The organism is Pseudoalteromonas sp. Isolate3 (genome assembly GCF_022398505.1).
Taxonomy (GTDB): domain Bacteria; phylum Pseudomonadota; class Gammaproteobacteria; order Enterobacterales; family Alteromonadaceae; genus Pseudoalteromonas; species Pseudoalteromonas apostichopi.
Map to the genome: position 1 here is coordinate 57844 of NZ_JAKEVN010000001.1, position 19797 is coordinate 77640.

Here is a 19797-nt window from a genome sequence, read left to right on the forward strand (position 1 = left end):
TCTATTAGACTAAGGTGGAATGGGTCGTTAAATCGCATCCAACCTAACATTGGACTAGATTATAGAAGGCAATTTCGAAGTTTTTTGTTAAATGGCAAGATATACAACTAAGGTCTAATACTTTCAGGGGCTTTGCTGAGTGATCCTTGAAGCAGGCCGTAGGCAAGTAATTAAAATGGAGACGACAACAATGTCAGAAAGTATCTATCCAGTACCAGCGCATATCAAGAATGCAGCACTAGTTGATAACGATAAATATAATACACTGTACAAGCAATCTATTGATGACCCTGAAGGATTTTGGCGAGAGCACGGTAAACGCCTTGATTGGTCAACTCCTTATAATAAAGTAAAGAACACCTCATTCGACAAAGGCCACATCAGCATTCGCTGGTATGAAGACGGCCAACTTAACGCATCTTATAACTGTATTGACCGCCACCTTGCCACTAAAGCCGATAAAACAGCCCTCATTTGGGAAGGCGACAACCCTGAACACAACGAAAATATTAGCTACCAACAGCTTCATGACGAAGTAGCTAAACTAGCCAATGGCCTTAAAAAATTAGGCGTATCAAAAGGTGACCGTGTCGCTATTTACATGCCAATGACACCACAGGCTATTTACGCTATGCAAGCTTGTGCACGTATTGGTGCGATTCACTCTGTGGTATTTGGTGGTTTCTCTCCATCAGCGATTGCTGACCGAATTAATGATTCAGGCGCTAAAGTTGTAATTACTTCAGACGAAGGTCGTCGTGCTGGCAATTGCGTACCACTTAAGGCAAATGTTGATGAAGCGGTATCACAAGATTCAGTTACCACGGTTGAGCACGTTATTGTGCATCAGTTAACCGGTGGTGAAGTTGAGTGGAATAGCCATGATATTTGGTGGCATGAACTTGTCGCTGACTTACCTGCTGAGTGTGAACCAGAGCCAATGAATGCAGAAGATCCGCTTTTCATTCTTTATACCTCAGGCTCAACGGGTCAACCAAAAGGTGTAGTTCATACAACCGGGGGTTATCTCGTTTATGCATCGATGACACATGAATACGTGTTTGATCTAAAAGAAGATGATATTTTCTGGTGTAGTGCTGATGTGGGCTGGATCACAGGTCACAGCTACATTGCTTATGGCCCATTAGTGAATGGCTGTACGCAAGTGGTATTTGAAGGTGTACCAACCTACCCAACAGCGGGCCGTATGGGTGAAGTGATTGATAAGCACAACGTGACTATCCTATATACAGCACCAACGGCTATTCGTGCTCTAATGGCAAAAGGTGATGAACCAACAGCTACCTCAACACGCAAAAGCTTACGCGTAATGGGGTCAGTGGGTGAGCCAATTAACCCAGAAGCTTGGGCGTGGTATTACGAGCATATTGGTAACGAAAATTGCCCAATCGTAGATACGTGGTGGCAAACAGAGACTGGTGGCATAATGATCACACCATTACCAGGTGCGACAGATATGAAACCAGGCTCAGCAACACGTCCGTTCTTTGGTATTGCCCCTGCACTATTTGATGCTGAAGGGAATACACTTGAAGGCGCGGTTGATGGTAATCTTGTTATTTTAGACAGCTGGCCATCACAAGCACGTACAGTTTATGGCGACCATGAACGCTTTGAACAAACCTATTTCTCAGCATACCCAGGTGTGTACTTCACAGGTGACGGTTGTCGTCGTGATGAAGATGGCTACTACTGGATCACTGGCCGTGTAGATGACGTGCTTAACGTATCAGGTCACCGCCTAGGTACTGCAGAAATCGAAAGTGCACTTGTAGCTCACGAAGCGGTGGCAGAAGCTGCTGTAGTCGGTTACCCACATGATATTAAAGGTCAGGGCATCTATGTTTACATCACACCAAATGAAGGTGTTGTAGTGAGCGATGAACTAACGAAAGAGGTACGTAACTGGGTTCGTAAAGAATTAAGCCCAATCGCTTCACCAGATATGATCCAATGGTCTCCGGGTCTACCAAAAACACGTTCTGGTAAGATCATGCGTCGAATTTTACGTAAAATTGCGGCAAACGAGCACCAACAGCTTGGTGATACGTCTACACTAGCCGATCCAAGTGTTGTTGATGAGCTAATCGAAAACCGATTAAATCGTTAAAATCGCGTTAAAAACTTGATTAGAAGTTGATTCTAAACGTAGTATATCGGCTGTCACTTAGAAATAGGTGTCAGCCGAATTTATTAGGAGTGAACCATGAGTCAGTTTTTAATAGCGGACGATCATCCGTTATTTCGTGAAGCGCTGAAAGGGGCATTGAGTGCTAAGTTCGCTGATTTAGAAGTGTTTGAATCGGAAAACTTTGAGACCACTTTGCAGGTGCTAAGCGAACAAGAAGATCTTGATATCTTACTACTAGACCTTCACATGCCAGGCAATGGCGATTTATACGGCCTTATTCGCATTCGCGAAGACTATCCAAGCTTACCAATAGCTGTTGTTTCTGGCAGCGAAGACATCAATGTAGTTTCTAAAGTAATGGGGTATGGTGCGATGGGATTTATTCCTAAGTCATCTTCATCAGATGATATTGCATTGGCAATCAACCACATTCTTGAAGGCGATGTTTGGCTTCCACTTGAACTTAAAGACAAAGTGGCTGCTGTTGATGGCGAAGATAAAGAAATTGCAGCGCAAGTGGCCTCACTTACGCCACAACAATATAAGGTTTTACAATACTTACATGAAGGCTTGTTAAACAAACAAATTGCTTACGAATTACATATTTCTGAAGCAACAGTTAAAGCACACATTACAGCAATTTTTAGAAAGCTAGGTGTGTATAATCGTACTCAAGCGGTATTAATTGCTTCTAAATTACAATTAGAGCCTATTGAGTCGGCATAAAAATTACTGATAACAAAAATAATAAAGAGGCCATACAGCCTCTTCATTTTATAGCTTAAGCGAACACCACTGTTCGATTACCATTAATAAACAGTTTATGCTCAGATGCTAGTTGCAGTGCTTTGCAGAACACCGTTTTCTCTACATCTTTACCCATTTTTGCCATCATCTCTGCGGTATCAGCATGACTGACATGCGTCACATCCTGTAAAATAATCGGTCCTTCATCAAGCTCGTTATTAACAAAGTGTGCGGTAGCACCGATAATTTTCACGCCGCGTTCAAATGCTTGATGGTAAGGCTTTGCACCAATAAAGGCGGGTAAAAATGAATGGTGGATATTAATAATTTTACCTTCAAAGCGCGCCACAAATTCGGGGCTTAAAATACGCATATATTTAGCTAGGCCAATAATATCTGGCTGATAGCTGGCAATTAAATCACCTACTTGTTGATCATGCTCTGCACGGCTTAAACCTTCGTGCGACACCACATGAAATGGTACGCCAAAGCCTGCAGCTAGCGGAGCTAAATCTGCATAGTTGGCAATCACAGCCAGTACTTCGATATTTAATGCTTTTTCGAATTGCTTAAGTAATACACCGCCTAAACAATGGGCTTCTTTGGTGGCAAGCAATACTACTTTGGTTTTTTCGTTGCTATGCAGGGCAAGCTCTGCGCCATCAGGCAGTAGCTCAGCAAGGCTTGGTAAAAAATCATCTGAAATAACGCCGCTTAACTCTGTACGCATAAAAAAGCGTTTAGCGTCTTTATCTACAAATTCGTTATTACGTGTAATGTTTAAATTATGCTGATGACAAAGACCGGTGATCTTGGCAATTAGACCAACATCATCATCGCATTGTGTGGTTAAAATCGTGTTCATAGTCCTCATTCTAATCCCGTTTGTGTGAGCCTCATTATTTGCTAATTTTTTAGCGCTGCATAGCGCAAATTGAACTATCTAATAATTTATCTTACTTGATTGCTTAGGCGCCTAAAATGTAACCATTATTTACTTTTTGTGTAAAAGTAGGCTTCTTTCATTATAAATGTGATTTTCTGTCCATAATTATGATTAATTAAGTGCTTTTCTACATCATTTTCTACACTTTTTAACCTTAACGTAAGTAACTGTAAGTGAAGGTAATCGTTTGTAAAATATAGAATTTTATTGCTTTAGTTGAGTCAAAGTAGATTATTACAAACAATAAGGAATAAACTCCATGAAAAGTACTCTGCTTAAAACAATTGTTGCCACAAGTTTGCTTTCGGTGCTGGCTGCCTGTTCTAGTGACGACAGCAGCAATAGCAACAGCGGCTATGTGCAACTGTACAATGGCTCTTATAATAGCCCCTATACACGTTTATTTGTTGATGACACTGAACGTTCGGGCGCAGATTTTGGTGATGTATCAACCCGCCATAATTACAGCTCGGGTGAGTATGAGCTAAGTTTTAAGTATGTTGATGTCAACGATAGCTATATCACTATTGATGAAGAAGCCATTAAAATTAAAGACGATCAAACCCAGTTGCTAGTAATGAATGGTGATTTTGCTGAGCCAACGTTTACTGAGCTCAGTGTGCCATCTTCAAGCGAAGAGGATGAGTTTAATGTTGGCTTTTTTAATATCGTCGGCGAAGACAAGATTTACGATGTTTACATTGCCACTGATGACGGTTTATTTGATACCGCAGAGTTACTGATGACTTCGCAGTACCTGGTAGAGCCAGAACTATCTACGCTTGAGGAAGGTTATTACACTATTTATGTCACTGCCAGTGGTAGCACTGATGTGATTTTTGAATCACCAAAATTGTACTTTAATGATGAAGCAACTTACATGGCGATGATCCGCCCAAGTTATGCAACAGAAGAAGACGGCATTACCCTTGATGTAGTGACGGCAAGTAGCTCGGTGACACAACTAAACCACCAAGACGCACAAGGCCAGTTGCGATTTATTAATACTATTGATGATTACACACAAACCCAATTTAAAGTAACAAGAGGAACAACGTCTACCAATACCGAAGTTGTAAGCAACGATAATTACTCTGAATACATGAGTATGTCACCAAATAGTTATAGCGTAGCCATGTTAGATGAGGCTGGCGACAAGATTGTTGATAACTTCTTAATGACATTAGAGCGTGAGCAAAGTGCGGTTGGTCTATTCTACAATGACAAAGATTACGGCCCTCGTATGATGACCATTGAAGAAAACCTAACACCTAGCAGCTATAGCCACACAGTTACTGTGGTTAATTTAATTGATAACTATGTAGGGCAACAGATTGATGAAGTCGATGTGTATTTCACTCTCAATGGTGAAACCGTTGATGATACTAGTAATGTCGTTGAAGGTTTAGATCAATACGACCAAAAAGAGCAGGTGGTTGATAACGAAGTTTATACAACCTATGTGGTGTTTGAAGATAACGGCCAACAGATTGTGCTATTACAACAGAGCGATATGGATTTTACTGAAGAAGGTAACTATATCTTGGTGATTGAACACGATGAAACTACTTATTCAGGTTATAAAATGACCTTAGAGCGTACGGTGACTGAACAGTCTTAACCGGCTTGAACGCAATATCGTTGTTTCTTTACTCTTGCTAAGTGTTTATTATATAAACAATTAAGGTTTTTGCTTTTTTGTTTAAAGCGTACACATGGAGTGAGTATGGACGACGGTATTGCGTTACTAATATTACTAGCATTAGTTGTTGTAGGTGGCTCAATTGCTGGCATTATTGCCTTTTTTCAACTGTCTAGTTTGAAGCGAGAAGTGGCTGCTCTTCGAATAAAACTTAACGCGCCATATATTCATAATTCACAAGCAAATACTGTAAATTCGTTTGATAGTTTAAACGAAGATCTGACCGACACTTCAAAACTAGAACCAAAGCCTGAAGCCATTAATAAGCCAAGTGAGGCAATGGCTAAAAAGCCACAGCAAACGAAACCCAAGCCTGCAACTTTTAATCCGCTAGTTAGCCAGCTCGTTACACAAATTAAAGCCAATTGGCTAACTTGGATAGGAGCGGTTGCTCTTGCCTTTGGTGGTATCTTTTTGGCCCGCTATTCACTTGAAGCCGGTTTATTATCCGAAACCATGCGACTCATACTTGGCGCTATTTTTGGTTTGAGCTTAATTGTCGCGGCTGAGGTTTTACATCGTAAAGGTATTATCTTTGATGGGTTTAGCAACTATATTCCCGCGGCGCTGGCAAGTGGCGGCTTTATTAGTTGTTTTGCATTGACCTTACTAGCCTACAGCCATTATGGCTTACTACAAGCCTTACCAGCATTTACCATTTTAACCTTGGTCTCTTTGGCTGCAAGCTGGATGGCATTACGTTTTGGCCCCGTGCTGGCTGTAATTGGTATTATTAGCGCTTACAGTGTGCCTGTATGGGTAGATACTGGGAGTAATGACTTTGTTGCACTCCTTACTTATGTTGCTTTTGTCAGTGTATCAGCTTCGCTAGTCGCACATTACGTAAAACGGCATTGGTTGTGGTATCTGTTATGGGTGGGGCATTTAGGCTGGTATTGCTTGGTTGCAATGAGTGCAGCGAAAAACCTGCACTGGTTTATTAATCTTTATGCGCTGTTTAGCATTGTATTGTTAATTGCGATTCCACGCTTAGGGCTGACTATTAAACAAGTTGAATACCGCCCACACCGCTTTAAAACGCTACTGAAACAACTGCCCGATAACCTTCTGTTATTAGCTGTTGTCATGCCACTTTATCTTTTACTCATAAGCAGTAACCAGCTACTAACCTGGCAGCTTAGTATGTTGTCGTTAGTGGCTTTACTGTTGTTTTTGGTATTAAAAAACAGTGTATGGGATCACTGGCTGATAATAGCTGTAGTGAGTGTGGTGTGCTTGCTTACAGGGCAATACAATGCAGTAGATTATTCTGAGCAGCTTTTTGTTTTTAGAAAAAATTATGGAGCAGGGCTATTTTTTATTGCTTTGTTTGCTGGTTATGGGTTTTTGTTTGGTCGAAAATACCCTAAACGCTTAGGTTTTGCTTTACTCGCTTCACTTTCAGGCTTTGTGATTATTAGTTGCTTATATGTCATTACTCCCGATCATGCCTTGATGACGGCGTATCCGGTTTGGTGCTTTGTATTATTGGCACTATCTGCTTGGCTATTTAAGTTATCAATCAATAGTACAAATCCAATGCAGGTATTTAGTTACTGGCTTGGTGGTAATGCCAACATTAGTTTAGCGTTAACCATGCTATTAGAGGGTAGCAGCTTAACCTTAGCGCTTGCTGCGCAAGTGTTGTTAGTCAGTTTTTATGTCAATAAACATAAACTCAGTATTCCTACTTGGCCCCTTAAAGGCTTAGTTGGCGCTTTACTTGTTAGGTTAAGCTTTGCTCCTTGGTCAGCTGACTACAGTGATGCGCTGTTGCTCGGGATGCATTGGAGTTTAGTTGTGTACCCTGTATGTGCAGGCTTATTTTACATGGCAGCAAGGCACTGGCAGCAGCAAACTGTTCGCGTTTGGCTAGAAGGTGCCATGCTTCATTGTATCGCTTTATTTATTACCACAGAGACGAGCTATCAGTTGGTAGGGCACTATCCTGACTTTGCGGATTTGTCTGTGTATGAATATATTTTGCTGACTTGTAACTGGGGAATATTGGGATGTGTCTACCTAATGCGTTCACGATTTACTGAGCAATTAGGTAAACTTTATGAAGTTGCAGGTTTTGCTTTATTAACATTGAGTGGCTTGCTCGTACTGAAAAGCTTTACCGCTGTAAATCCGTTTTTTGAGCCGATAAATATAGGCAGTTGGCCGATTGTTAACTGGTTACTCTTACTCTGGTTAGTTCCTGCTAGTATTGCAATTTGGGCAAGCCAACTGACAAAATCTCAGCGCTATTTGCATAAGCTTTTTACAGTATTTTCAGGTGTGTTGAGTGTGTTATACATCAATGCGGAAATTCGCCACAACTGGCAAGGAGAATTTATAAATCTTGCTTTGCCGACCTCAGATGCAGAGCTTTACAGTTATTCTTTAGCTTGGCTTATCATCGGTGCTTTGGTAGTCGTGGTAGGGCAGTTAAAAACCATTACGGTATTACAAAAGTTCGGCCTAGGGATATTGGCGCTGGTGGTATTAAAAGTGTTCTTGGTTGATATGGCAAACTTAACCGGGTTACTGCGTGCTATTTCGTTTATCGGTTTAGGCTTATCGCTAGTTGCACTTAGTTGGTTGTTCCAAAAATTTAAGGCAAAGCCCTCAGCTTTGCCTTAAATCGATGTTGTTAAAAACTTTGGTTAAGCACTGTGGTTAAGCAGTGCCTTTAGTTTAGCGGGCTTAACAGGCTTACTAAGGTAATGAATTTGCTCATTTTTGGTTTGCTGCTTTAGCGCTTCATCACGTACTGCTGTGATTAAAATTGCCGGTACTGGGCTTTGCCAGATTTCTCTTAGAGTTTTAATAAGCGTAATACCATCACAATCATGGCCAAGCTGATAATCCATTAAAATCACATCTGGCGCACGGTGCTCTTTGGCATAGGCCATCACGGTCTCAACTTGATCAAATAGTTGATAATTTGCCTGCCATTTTTGTAATAGGCTTGCCATAGCATTAAGGTTTTCCGGGTCATCATCAACCGCAATAATGTTCATTGCGCTGCGATTCTCAACACCTTTCTTAGGAGTATCTTTTTGTTGGATAAATTGGCTTTCACCATAAGGCACTTCAATACTAAAGCGGCTACCTTTTCCTGGTGTTGAGCTTACATCTAAACGTAAAGAGAGTAAGTCAGCCATTCGTTTTACTACCCCTAAGCCAAGACCAACTCCTTTGTTATCACCGGCTTCAATACGATAAAAGTCATTGAAGATTTTTGCTTGCTCTACCTCACTAATACCAGGACCTGTATCCCATACTTCAATGCGTAAATGATGTTTACGTTTGCGACAAGCAATTAAAACTCGACCACTCTCGGTGTATTTAACTGCATTTGAAACCAAGTTTTGAATAATTCGGCGTAGGTAAGTGATATCACTGTGAACGATAATCCCCTGTGAACGTATTGTCAGTTTTAAACCTTTTTCGCTCGACATAATAGCGTATTCATTTTTCAGCGGGGCAAGTATGTCATCAATACTAAAGTGACGCGGGGTAGGGGTCATTGCCCCTTGCTCTAGCTTAGCGATTTCTAAAAGTGCCGACATTAAATGCACCGTCGAATCTAAACTAGCACCCAGCTTTTCAAAGTTGTTTAGGTTGTTACTCGAAAGGGTTTTATCATCTATAGCTGCAAGGTATAGGCGCGCCGCATTCAGCGGTTGTAAAATATCGTGGCTAGCTAAGGCCAGAAAGCGCGTTTTACTATCATTGGCTTGCTCTGCCTCTTTTTTAGCTAAAGTAAGTGCTTGCTCAGTTTGTACCCGGCTATCGATTTGTGCTTGTAAATCTTTATTGATAGTACGAATTTCTTGAGTACGCGCTTCAATGCGGTTTTCAAGATCCATGTTTACTTCTTCAAGTGCATTTTGTGTTTCGATATGCGTGGTGATATCAGAGAAACTTGTTACAAAGCCGCCATCTGGCAGTGGGTTACCTATCATTTCGAACACTTGGCCATTGCGGCGATGGCGAATAAAGTGATGGGGCGTGCCATTTTTAAGGTGCTGTACACGTTTTTCTACATGACGCTCAACTTCACCTGGGCCGCATTCGCCGCGCTCGGCATTGTATCTGAGCACGTCTTCAATAGGTTGGCCGACTTCGAGAAAGTCATCTGGGTAGGCAAACATCTCTGCGTAGCGTTTATTCCATGCCACCAAATTCAGTTCTTTATCAACAACCGAAATACCATGACTGAGGTTTTCAAGAGAGGTAAATAGTAAGTTTTGGTTAAATTGCAGAGCTTGCGTGGTTTCATCAAAAAAGTTAACGACTTCTTCAAAGGCCATGCGTTTACCAGAAGCAACCGTGTGGATCAGCGCTTGTGCTGAAGATGCACCAAGCACACCGGTTAAGGCACGTTCACAATAAGCAATAAACTCAGGCTCTGGGTGTGCGTTGTTATCATCTAAGTTATGGGATAACGCAAAGTGAGCCAATACTTGTTGTGAGCGCTGCACACCTAAGAAGGTTTGTAGCAGCACTTTAAAGTCATAAACAGTGGCTTTAACGTTTTTATTTAAGCGTCTTGCGAATACTGCTTGCTCTTTAGGATTAACAAAAGCAGCTGCTTGAATTTTATCAATTAAACGTTCATCCGCTCCGAGCGAAAAACTAATGTAACAACCTATATTTGCAAATAAAGCGATTAGGGTGCCACGAGTAATAAGTGTTTGTTGCAGCTCTGCGTTTAGGCTATTACCCGCATCTAAAATAGGCAGCATTAAGAACAAGACCCAACAAATGAAGCCTGCTAATAATCCGGCATAAACTCCATAAGCATGACCTTTTCGCCAATATAAGCCACCAACAATGGCTGGGAGTAATTGTGATACCAAAGAAAAGGCGACTAAACCCATACTAGCGAGTGCTTTACCATGGCCAAACCATTGCTGGTAGAAATACGACAAAATCAAAATACCAGCAATTGTGAAGCGTCTTACTAAGAGAATTTGTGACTTATAGCTGCTGGTGATGAGGTTACGTTTAAACTTACGACGCAGCATTAACGGCAACACCACATCATTTGAGATCATGGTGCTGAGTGTGAGTGTGGCTACTACAATCATCGCCGTCGCCGCAGATAGACCACCAATAAATACAAAGGTCGTTAAAAAAGCGTTCTCGTGCATTAGCGGCAGTGCTAACACAAAGCTATCAGGTGAAAAACCACTGCCAATGCCTGGGTGTATAGCTGCAGTGGCAATAGGAAAAATCATTGCTGCTGTAAGCAACAAATAAAGTGGGAATGCCCAGCGGGCAGTATAAAGGTGGCGTTTATCTTGGTTATCGACCACCGTAACGTGGAATTGCCTTGGTAAACAGATAATCGCTGCTGCCGCCATTAGTGATTGGCCAATAAAGTTAAAACTAAAAAAGTCGAAGTTCTGCCAGTGCTGCCAAATAGAGCCCGTTAGCTGCTCGGTTTGCACCGTACTTAAATTAAATAATGTGTATAAGGCAAGCCCAGCAACGGCCACTAAAGCCAGTAGTTTAATCATAGATTCAAAGGCAACAGCAAGCATCAGCCCTGAGCGATATTCGGTTACATCCACCTTACGAGTACCAAAGAATATCGCAAACATTGCCATGATGAGTGTTGCTGAAAGTGCCAGCATAGAGCCGGAGATACGATTGTCGTTTTGTAACAGCAAGAAGCTGCTGCTAAGTGCTTTTAATTGGAGTGCGATATACGGAATCGTCGCTAATAAAGCGATAATCGTCACCATAATGGCGGTGGTTTGCCGCTTACCATAGCGAGCTGAAATAAAGTCGGCGATGGTGGTGATATTTTGCTTTTTACTTACTAATACTAATTTGCGTAAAAATCCTTGGCCGAAGAAAAATAACAGCGCAGGGCCAATTAATATAGGTAAGTAATTCCAACTGCTGGTGGCTGCTGTTCCGACCGAACCGTAATAAGTCCAAGATGTACAGTAAATTCCTAATGAAAAAGAATAAACAAATGGGTGGTGACTAATTCTTTTTGCAAGAGGAGTGGTTTTGTCTCCCCAATTTGCCAACCAAAACAACACGCCAATATAGGCGAGTGCAACAAATAAAAGCGCAGCTGTCATGTTTAAATTCAGTAATTATTGTAATAACACTACCTTACCAGAATTATGAGCGATTTCGATGGCAAGATTTTTTGCAATAATTATTAATAAAATGCAAGTTATTGATATTTAATGAATAGTGTTGTTTTTTGTGTTGTTATTAGACTAATGTCGCAGATCATTCGTTTTTACTATTTTCGCTATTTCGTAAATTTATCTTTGTAGGTTAAGTCATTGTTAAATATCGTTTTTTACTGTTTGTTAACAAATGGTGTTCTGCAGTTTACGTAAACGTAAACTAGCTGTTACGACTATGGTCTCAATTCCATAAATCAGAACCCTTGCTAACTTAGTTAATGACAACTAATACCACTCATTACTTTTTTGTAATGCATAAGGGGATAAAAAATGGCTTTTAAAGATGAAGAACAAGCAAAAGCTTATTGGGCGGAAAACCTCGCACTGCTATTTAAATTATTAGCAATTTGGTTTGTCGTGTCATTTGGCTTCGGCATTTTACTGGTAGACGTACTTAACGAGGTACGTTTCTTTGGGTTTAAACTCGGCTTCTGGTTCTCCCAGCAAGGCGCTATTTACACCTTTGTTGCTTTGATTTTTGTTTACGTTTTCAAAATGAATACGTTAGATAAAAAATACGGCGTAGACGAATAGGAGCTAAGCAATGGATGTTCAAACACTCACGTTTATTATCGTCGGTTTAAGCTTCGCGCTTTATATCGGCATCGCAATCTGGGCTCGTGCTGGGTCAACAAATGAATTCTATGTTGCAGGGGGTGGTGTACCGCCGCTGGCAAATGGTATGGCAACCGCTGCTGACTGGATGAGTGCGGCATCGTTTATCTCAATGGCGGGTATTATCTCGTTTGCGGGTTATGACGGTGGTGTATATCTAATGGGTTGGACAGGTGGTTATGTACTACTTGCACTTTGTTTAGCTCCTTACCTACGTAAGTTTGGTAAGTTCACGGTACCAGATTTCATTGGTGACCGTTACTACTCACAAGCTGCACGTGTTGTTGCAATTTTATGTGCCATCTTTATTTGTTTCACATACATCGCAGGTCAAATGCGTGGTGTAGGTGTGGTTTTCTCTCGCTTCTTAGAAGTAGATATTGAGACCGGTGTTTACATTGGTATGGTGATTGTATTCTTCTACGCTGTATTAGGCGGTATGAAGGGGATTACTTACACGCAAGTAGCTCAGTACTGTGTATTAGTATTTGCTTACCTTGTTCCAGCAATCTTCATTTCAATGATGATGACAGGTCACTTCTTCCCACAAACAGGTTTTGGTGCAACGCTTAGCGATGGCTCAGGACAGTTTGTACTCGATAAACTAGATGGACTCAGTACCGAGCTTGGCTTTGCGCAATACACTGAAGGCTCGAAGAGCATGATTGATGTATTCGCAATCACAGGCGCGCTAATGGTGGGTACTGCAGGTTTACCGCACGTAATCGTTCGTTTCTTCACTGTTCCTCGTGTTAAAGACACGCGTATCTCAGCTGCATGGACACTTGTTTTCATTGCAATCGTTTATACAACAGCACCTGCTGTAGCGTCATTCGCTCGTGTAAACATGATTGATACAATTAACGGTAAAGACGGTAGCGGTACAGAGTACGCAGAAGCACCAGCATGGGTTAAAAATTGGGAAAGAACAGGCTTAATCACCTTTAACGATAAAAATGGTGACGGCAAAATGTTCTACTCAGCAGGTAAGATTGAGGATCCAAACAGCGCAAACGAAGTTAAAGTTGACCGCGACATCATGGTACTTGCAAACCCTGAGATTGCAGACTTACCAGCATGGGTGATTGCATTAGTAGCAGCAGGCGGTATCGCAGCAGCGCTATCAACAACCGCAGGCTTACTATTGGTAATCTCGACCTCGGTATCACACGATTTATTAAAACGTACCTTAAAACCAGATATTAGCGACAAACAAGAGCTACTTGCTGCGCGCTTAGCAGCGATGATAGCGATTGTTATTTCAGCTTACTTTGGTATTAACCCGCCAGGGTTCGTGGCCTCGGTTGTTGCCTTTGCCTTCGGCTTAGCAGCGGCGAGCTTCTTCCCTGCAATCATTATGGGTATCTTCTCTAAGAAGATGAATAAAGAAGGTGCGATTGCGGGTATGGTGACAGGTATTACATTCACAGCGGCTTATATTATCTACTTCAAGTTCGTAAGCCCTGAATTGAATGCACCGGCACACTGGTTATTTGGTATCTCACCTGAGGGTATCGGTCTAGTTGGTATGATTGTTAACTTTGTAGTTGCAGGTATCGTACTTAAACTAACAGCTGAAACACCGGTTGAAATCCAAGAAATGGTCGAAGGTATCCGTAACCCTAAAGGTTCGAGCGCAGCACACGCGCACTAATAAAACCATTTTATGAGAACACACTCTTGAAGTTCAAAAGCCCGACTTAAGTCGGGCTTTTTATTTATTTCAAACAGGGGTAGTGTAGATATTGTCTCTATTCTATAGCGAGAATGACCATGAATACCGAGCAACAGGAAGTCGCCCAATTTGTGATGCAACAAACGCCATTTAATCAGCTTGATAGCGCTGCATGCGAGTACTTTGTTAACCATCTCGATATTATTTATCTGACCCGAGAAAATCAAAACCAGTGGTTAAGTTCAGATAACTTAAGATTATTTTTAATTCGTTCTGGCGATTACGATTTAGTTGACCCAAAAGGAGATGTGATCACTAAGTTATCGAGTGGCGATTACTTTGGTTTTCCTTCACTGTTAACTGGCGAAGCGATTCAAAATAGCATTTCAGTGCAAAAGGAAGGCATTGTTTACATGTTAAACCAAGCGGCATTTGATTATTTACGCCGTGAGTACAAGGTATTTGAGCAGTACTTTGTTCGCGCCCATAAAAACCGTTTATTGTCGTCCCATTATAAGAGTCAAAACGAAAGTTGGTCCGAGAAAAAAATCTGCGAATTGATGAATCGTAAGGCCGTTACCTTGGCGCCAGATGCAAGTATTCGTCAAACTGCTAAAAAAATGAAACAACAGGGGGTTTCGTCGATTATGTTAACTGAACATGATCGCCTCGTTGGGGTTGTCACCGACAGAGACTTACGTAACCGCGTATTGGCAGATGAGGTTGACCCACAAGAGCCTGTTAGCAGTATCATGACTTGTAAGCCCAAGTTTATTTTTGAAAATAATCGCGTGTTTTCTGCTTTACACTTAATGCTTAAACACAATATTCACCATCTACCAGTGCTTGATGAATATCACAAACCACTTGGTATGCTCACCAGTACCGATTTGCTGCGGCAGCAAAAAAGCGACCCAGTGCAATTGATTGGGCGAATTTATAAAGCACATAGTGTGGTTGATTTAAAACGTTATTCGCAAGAGATACCCGGTTTATTAAAAGGCTTTTCGAACAATATTGATGACATCTCCTTAATTGGTAAGTTATTAAGTGGCTTAACCGATGCGCTGACTTCGCGCTTGATTCGTTTGTTTCAAGAAGATAATGGTGCTGCACCAACCAGCTTTAGCTTTATCTGTTTTGGCTCTCAAGCACGAGAAGAGCAGACACTCCATTCAGACCAAGATAATGGTCTGTTGCTACCAGATGATTTAACTGAAGAGCAACAAGCGTACTTTAAACGCATGGGCGAATATGTTTGTGAGCATTTAATCGAGTGCGGTATAAAGCGTTGTCCTGGCAATATTATGGCGAGCAACTCTGAGTGTCGAATGGGAATAAGCGCGTGGAGCAATAAATTTTATAAGTGGATCACCTCACCGACTCCAGAGGCGATGCTTAATTGTAAGATATTTTTTGACTTACGTTTTATTGAAGGCTCAACTACTTTGTATGAGCGCTTTTGTGAGCAGTTAAAGCGCATTTCTAAAAATGACTTATTCTATGCGGCCATGGCGAGCGACATTAAAAATACCCCTGTGCCTATTGGTTTGTTTAATCAATTTAAATTAGAGAAAGACGAAAAGCAGCATAAGTATCTCGACTTAAAAAAACGCGGTGTGGTGATAATCAACGACATAGTACGTTTATATTCTCTCAAAGCAGGTATTCAGCGCGCTAATACCCAAGAGCGTATTGATGCATTAATGAAGTTTTCACTACTTAATAAAGATGACCTTTATAACTTAAAAGATTGTTGGCGCTTTTTAACTCAGTTGCGTTTAGGTACACAAATTAACGAAGAGGGGTTGCCTAGCAACTGCATTAACCCAAATGCTTTGAATTCATTGGAACGACATCAATTAAAAGAAGCATTTTATTTGGTTAAACAGGCGCAGCAAGCCGCCGCATTTAAGTTTGCTCGCGGTAGTTTATAGGAGGCGTTATGGTTAAACGCTGGTTAAGTCGGTATTTAGCGCGCAAGCAACTTTTGGCAGCCGATGCTTATAAAGAGCGCTATGTAGTGATAGACATGGAATTAACAGGCCTTGACCCTCGCCAGCACGAAATTGTCTCGGTGGCGTGGGTGATGATAGAAGATCAGTGCATTAAGCTCAGCGGCGCAAAGCATTTAATAAATAAAGATGTGCAAAGTTTAGAGCAAAGCCCGATTTATCACGGTATTGCAAAACAAGACATAGATACAGGCGAAAGCTTAGCAATGATCCTTGGCAAGCTGCATGAGCATTTTGATGAGTGTATTTTAGTGTTTCATAACGCGGCGCTAGACTGGGGATTTTTAAAACAGGCATGCAGAACGCTTGGCTTAGATGCTAAAGCGCGTTTAATTCTTGATACCTTTGTTATAGAAAAAAAACGCCTGCACCAGCAAGGGCACGAAATAGGCCACGATGATTTAACTCTTAGTGAATGCCGCAAGCGATACAGCTTACCGCATTATAGTTCGCACCACGCCCTCACTGATGCCATGGCAACGGCCGAGTTATTCTTAGCCCAGTGTCATCAAATTAGTCGTGGTAAGGCATTGAAAGTAGGGGAGCTAGTGTGAATCAGTTAGAATTAAAAATTCCTCCTGTCGCGCTGCTGCTGATCATTGCGTTGATGATGTGGGGCATAGCAGACTTGTTTATGAGTTTTAGCTTCTCGTTTTTCGCATCATCTTTTGTAGCACTACTCATTGCATTTTTAGGTGTGGTGTTTGCTTTATTAGGTGTTTATCAATTTCGCATGCAAGGCACGACCGTTGATCCTCGAATTCCAGAACAGTCAGCGAGTCTTGTTACAAGTGGTGTTTATCAGTTTAGCCGTAACCCAATGTATGTTGGTATGTTATTAATGCTAGTTGGTTGGGGAATTTATCTTGGCAATATTGCGAGTTTTTTAATGCTGCCGGTATTTATTCTCTATATGAATCGATTTCAAATTATGCCAGAAGAAACGTTTATGGCAGAGAAGTTTGGATTAGCTTACCAGCAATACATAAAATCTGTTCGTCGTTGGTTATAAAGGAAAAAAGTAAGAGAATGAGGTCGCTGAAGCAGTTTGACTTATCTTGACCTCTTATAAAAACTTCAAAGGTCGATTACCAAAACTGCGCCATCTAAAACATGCTAAGCAACTTTTATTTCACCTGACCTCTTATAAAAACTTCAAAGGTCGATTACCAAAACTGCGCCATCTAAAACATGCTAAGCAACTTTTATTTCACCTGACCTCTTATAAAAACTTCAAAGGTCGATTACAATACCGCCATCTAAAAGGCATCTGCCTTTATCTGCAAGCAAATAGAGTGGATTTTCTTCTTCATGGCAATCAAACTTGCAATTAATGGTTTTGGTCGAATCGGGCGCAATATCGTCCGTGCTCTGTATGAATCTGGGCTTGAAGATCAAATCAAAATTGTCGCTATTAACGAATTAGCCGACCCTAAGGGCATTGCCCATCTCCTTAAATACGATACATCTCACGGCCGCTTTTCTTTCCCTGTTAATCTTGGTGAAGATACTTTAACGGTTGCTAATGATTCTATTGCTTTGTTTGCAGAAGAAAACCCTGTAGAACTGCCTTGGGAAACACTTGATGTTGACGTGGTTCTTGAATGCACTGGGGTGTATCACTCTCGTGAACATGCAGAGCTACACATAACTGCTGGTGCAAAAAAAGTATTGTTTTCACAGCCTGCAGATGCTGATGTTGATGCCACGATTGTGTATGGTATTAACGATGATGAATTAAAAGCAGAACATACCATTGTTTCTAATGGCTCATGCACCACGAATTGTATTGTGCCAGTGATTAAAGTGTTAGATGACGCATTTTCGATTGAATCTGGAGCAATTACGACGATTCATGCCTCGATGCATGATCAGCAAGTGATTGATGCCTATCATCATGATTTACGTCGTACTCGTGCTGCAAGCCAGTCTATCATTCCGGTAGATACTAAGCTTGCTCGAGGTATTGAGCGTATTTTACCTAAGTTTCATAGCCGCTTTGAAGCTATCGCTGTTCGTGTACCAACTATCAATGTTACGGCGATGGATTTAAGTGTAACAGTGAATACAGATGTCAATTTAGCGACTGTCAATCAAGCACTTAAGTTAGCAGCCAAAGATCGTCTTGAGGGTATATTAAGCTACACAGAAGAGCCATTGGTATCAGTAGATTTTAATCATGACCCACATTCTTGTATCATAGATGGCACTCAGACACGTGTTAGTCATAAACGACTGATAAAGTTGTTAGTATGGTGTGATAATGAGTGGGGCTTTGCGAATCGTATGCTCGATACCGCGCGTGCGATGATGGCTGTAAGTCAATAATTTATAAATATAATATTAGTATCGTTAACAAAGGAGAAGTCCATGTCGGTCATTAAAATGGCAGATTTAGATTTAAACGGCAAACGCGTGTTAATTCGTGAAGATTTAAATGTGCCTGTAAAAGAAGGTAAAGTGACCTCTGACGCACGTATTCGTGCAGCATTACCTACAATCAAATTAGCGTTAGAAAAAGGCGCTAAAGTAATGGTAATGTCACACCTTGGCCGCCCTACGGAAGGGGAATATGATGAAGCCTTTTCACTTGCCCCTGTAGTTAATTATTTAAATGACGCACTTGAGCAAACTGTTCGTCTTGAAAAAGACTACCTAGAGGGCGTAGACGTTGCTGATAACGAAGTAGTTGTTTTCGAAAACGTCCGTTTTAACGCTGGCGAAAAGAAAAACGACGAAGCTCTGTCTAAAAAACTAGCTGCATTATGTGATGTTTACGTAATGGACGCATTTGGTACGGCTCACCGTGCACAAGCATCTACTCACGGTGTGGGTTTATTTGCTGACGTTGCGTGTGCAGGCCCACTACTTGCAGCAGAGCTAGACGCACTAGGTAAAGCACTTGATAAACCAGCTCGTCCTTTAGTCGCTATCGTTGGTGGCTCTAAAGTATCGACTAAGTTAACTGTACTTGATTCACTTTCTAAAGTGGTTGATCAACTTGTAACAGGTGGTGGTATTGCTAATACCTTCATTGCAGCGGCAGGTCACCCGGTAGGTAAGTCTTTATTTGAAGCTGATTTAATTGATGAAGCAAACAAATTAAGTGCGGCGGCAAAAGCCAATAACGGTGAAATCCCGGTACCAACAGATGTTGTTGTAGGTAATGAGTTCTCTGAATCTGCAGTGGCAACATTAAAAGATGTGAATGAAGTAACAGACGAAGATATGATCTTCGATATTGGTCCAGATACAGCAAACCAATTAGCAAAAATCATTGCTAATGCAGGTACCGTTGTATGGAATGGTCCAGTAGGTGTATTTGAATTTGATCAATTTGGTAACGGCACTCGTGCTATTGCTGATGCCATTGCTAACTCAAATGCATTCTCGATTGCTGGTGGCGGTGATACGCTTGCAGCGATTGATAAATACGGCATTGCCGATAAAGTTTCTTACATTTCAACCGGTGGTGGTGCTTTCCTTGAATTTTTAGAAGGGAAAAAATTACCAGCAGTTGCTATGCTTGAAGAACGCGCTAAGTAATTAGTGCGTATACCAGCGTAATTATTAAGTAATTACGCTGGTTTAGCTGTTTATAAAATACCTCTCACCCTCGTTTTATTTACAGCTGTTACGGTTAGCGCAAGCTTTTCGTGATGCAGTGATGCATCAAAAAATAACTTATCCGTTCAAACTAGATAGTAGGGAACTACTGTCGATACAATTTGGAGAA

13 protein-coding genes are annotated in these 19797 nt (G+C 41.3%); 11 read left to right on the plus strand and 2 right to left on the minus strand.

What is annotated here, in order from left to right:
• The first annotated feature begins 190 nt into the window (after window positions 1-190).
• Together acs and L1D46_RS00280 are read left to right on the plus strand one after the other, a co-directional pair.
• Window positions 191-2131 carry an acetate--CoA ligase gene (gene acs / locus L1D46_RS00275; RefSeq protein ID WP_130050709.1) on the plus strand — a complete coding sequence of 647 codons (1941 nt, stop codon included), beginning with the start codon at window positions 191-193 and terminating at the stop codon, window positions 2129-2131.
• A gap of 96 nt (window positions 2132-2227) precedes the next feature.
• Complete coding sequence (locus L1D46_RS00280) at window positions 2228-2878, plus strand: response regulator transcription factor (protein WP_130050710.1); 651 nt, start codon at window positions 2228-2230, stop codon at window positions 2876-2878.
• Window positions 2879-2933: 55 nt separating this feature from the next.
• Here the strand turns inward: L1D46_RS00280 and purU are convergent, their stop codons facing one another.
• Entirely contained in the window at window positions 2934-3764 is an 831-nt protein-coding gene (gene purU, locus L1D46_RS00285) for a formyltetrahydrofolate deformylase (protein ID WP_130050711.1), read from the minus strand.
• 340 nt (window positions 3765-4104) lie between these two features.
• Between purU and L1D46_RS00290 the strand changes: the two genes are divergently transcribed.
• Window positions 4105-5466: a hypothetical protein gene (locus L1D46_RS00290; protein WP_239976517.1), complete on the plus strand. Its 1362-nt coding sequence runs from the start codon at window positions 4105-4107 to the stop codon at window positions 5464-5466.
• A gap of 105 nt (window positions 5467-5571) precedes the next feature.
• Window positions 5572-8175 carry a DUF2339 domain-containing protein gene (locus L1D46_RS00295; RefSeq protein ID WP_239976519.1) on the plus strand — a complete coding sequence of 868 codons (2604 nt, stop codon included), beginning with the start codon at window positions 5572-5574 and terminating at the stop codon, window positions 8173-8175.
• A gap of 23 nt (window positions 8176-8198) precedes the next feature.
• On the opposite strand, the gene L1D46_RS00300 is transcribed toward L1D46_RS00295, so the two are convergent.
• Entirely contained in the window at window positions 8199-11639 is a 3441-nt protein-coding gene (locus tag L1D46_RS00300; protein ID WP_239976521.1) for a PAS-domain containing protein, read from the minus strand.
• A gap of 387 nt (window positions 11640-12026) precedes the next feature.
• Between L1D46_RS00300 and L1D46_RS00305 the strand changes: the two genes are divergently transcribed.
• The 7 genes from L1D46_RS00305 to L1D46_RS00335 all read left to right on the plus strand — a co-directional run bounded on the left by L1D46_RS00305 (window position 12027) and on the right by L1D46_RS00335 (window position 19607).
• Window positions 12027-12290, plus strand: a complete 264-nt coding sequence (locus L1D46_RS00305) for a DUF4212 domain-containing protein (protein WP_130050715.1) — start codon at window positions 12027-12029, stop codon at window positions 12288-12290.
• A 10-nt stretch (window positions 12291-12300) separates the two neighbouring features.
• Window positions 12301-14025 carry a sodium:solute symporter family protein gene (locus L1D46_RS00310; protein ID WP_130050716.1) on the plus strand — a complete coding sequence of 575 codons (1725 nt, stop codon included), beginning with the start codon at window positions 12301-12303 and terminating at the stop codon, window positions 14023-14025.
• Between the two features lie 119 nt (window positions 14026-14144).
• Window positions 14145-15983 (plus strand): DUF294 nucleotidyltransferase-like domain-containing protein, encoded by a 1839-nt coding sequence (locus L1D46_RS00315; RefSeq protein WP_167658570.1) that lies wholly within the window; start codon window positions 14145-14147, stop codon window positions 15981-15983.
• 8 nt (window positions 15984-15991) lie between these two features.
• Window positions 15992-16615 carry a 3'-5' exonuclease gene (locus tag L1D46_RS00320; RefSeq protein WP_130050718.1) on the plus strand — a complete coding sequence of 208 codons (624 nt, stop codon included), beginning with the start codon at window positions 15992-15994 and terminating at the stop codon, window positions 16613-16615.
• Window positions 16612-17073, plus strand: a complete 462-nt coding sequence (locus tag L1D46_RS00325; protein WP_239976523.1) for an isoprenylcysteine carboxylmethyltransferase family protein — start codon at window positions 16612-16614, stop codon at window positions 17071-17073. The genes L1D46_RS00320 and L1D46_RS00325 overlap by 4 nt, the downstream gene beginning before the upstream one ends.
• A gap of 299 nt (window positions 17074-17372) precedes the next feature.
• Entirely contained in the window at window positions 17373-18389 is a 1017-nt protein-coding gene (gene epd / locus L1D46_RS00330; RefSeq protein WP_130050720.1) for an erythrose-4-phosphate dehydrogenase, read from the plus strand.
• Window positions 18390-18431: 42 nt separating this feature from the next.
• Window positions 18432-19607 (plus strand): phosphoglycerate kinase, encoded by a 1176-nt coding sequence (locus L1D46_RS00335; RefSeq protein ID WP_130050721.1) that lies wholly within the window; start codon window positions 18432-18434, stop codon window positions 19605-19607.
• The last annotated feature ends 190 nt before the right edge of the window (window positions 19608-19797 follow it).

Bases quoted from the DNA above. Each gene is read 5' to 3' on its own strand.
- L1D46_RS00320 (WP_130050718.1), top strand. From the start codon at position 15,992: ATGGTTAAACGCTGGTTAAGTCGGTATTTAGCGCGCAAGCAACTTTTG.
- L1D46_RS00315 (WP_167658570.1), top strand. From the start codon at position 14,145: ATGAATACCGAGCAACAGGAAGTCGCCCAATTTGTGATGCAACAAACG.
- L1D46_RS00310 (WP_130050716.1), top strand. From the start codon at position 12,301: ATGGATGTTCAAACACTCACGTTTATTATCGTCGGTTTAAGCTTCGCG.
- L1D46_RS00290 (WP_239976517.1), top strand. From the start codon at position 4,105: ATGAAAAGTACTCTGCTTAAAACAATTGTTGCCACAAGTTTGCTTTCG.
- L1D46_RS00280 (WP_130050710.1), top strand. From the start codon at position 2,228: ATGAGTCAGTTTTTAATAGCGGACGATCATCCGTTATTTCGTGAAGCG.
- purU (WP_130050711.1), bottom strand. From the start codon at position 3,764: ATGAACACGATTTTAACCACACAATGCGATGATGATGTTGGTCTAATT.
- L1D46_RS00295 (WP_239976519.1), top strand. From the start codon at position 5,572: ATGGACGACGGTATTGCGTTACTAATATTACTAGCATTAGTTGTTGTA.
- L1D46_RS00335 (WP_130050721.1), top strand. From the start codon at position 18,432: ATGTCGGTCATTAAAATGGCAGATTTAGATTTAAACGGCAAACGCGTG.
- L1D46_RS00300 (WP_239976521.1), bottom strand. From the start codon at position 11,639: ATGACAGCTGCGCTTTTATTTGTTGCACTCGCCTATATTGGCGTGTTG.
- epd (WP_130050720.1), top strand. From the start codon at position 17,373: ATGGCAATCAAACTTGCAATTAATGGTTTTGGTCGAATCGGGCGCAAT.
- L1D46_RS00305 (WP_130050715.1), top strand. From the start codon at position 12,027: ATGGCTTTTAAAGATGAAGAACAAGCAAAAGCTTATTGGGCGGAAAAC.
- acs (WP_130050709.1), top strand. From the start codon at position 191: ATGTCAGAAAGTATCTATCCAGTACCAGCGCATATCAAGAATGCAGCA.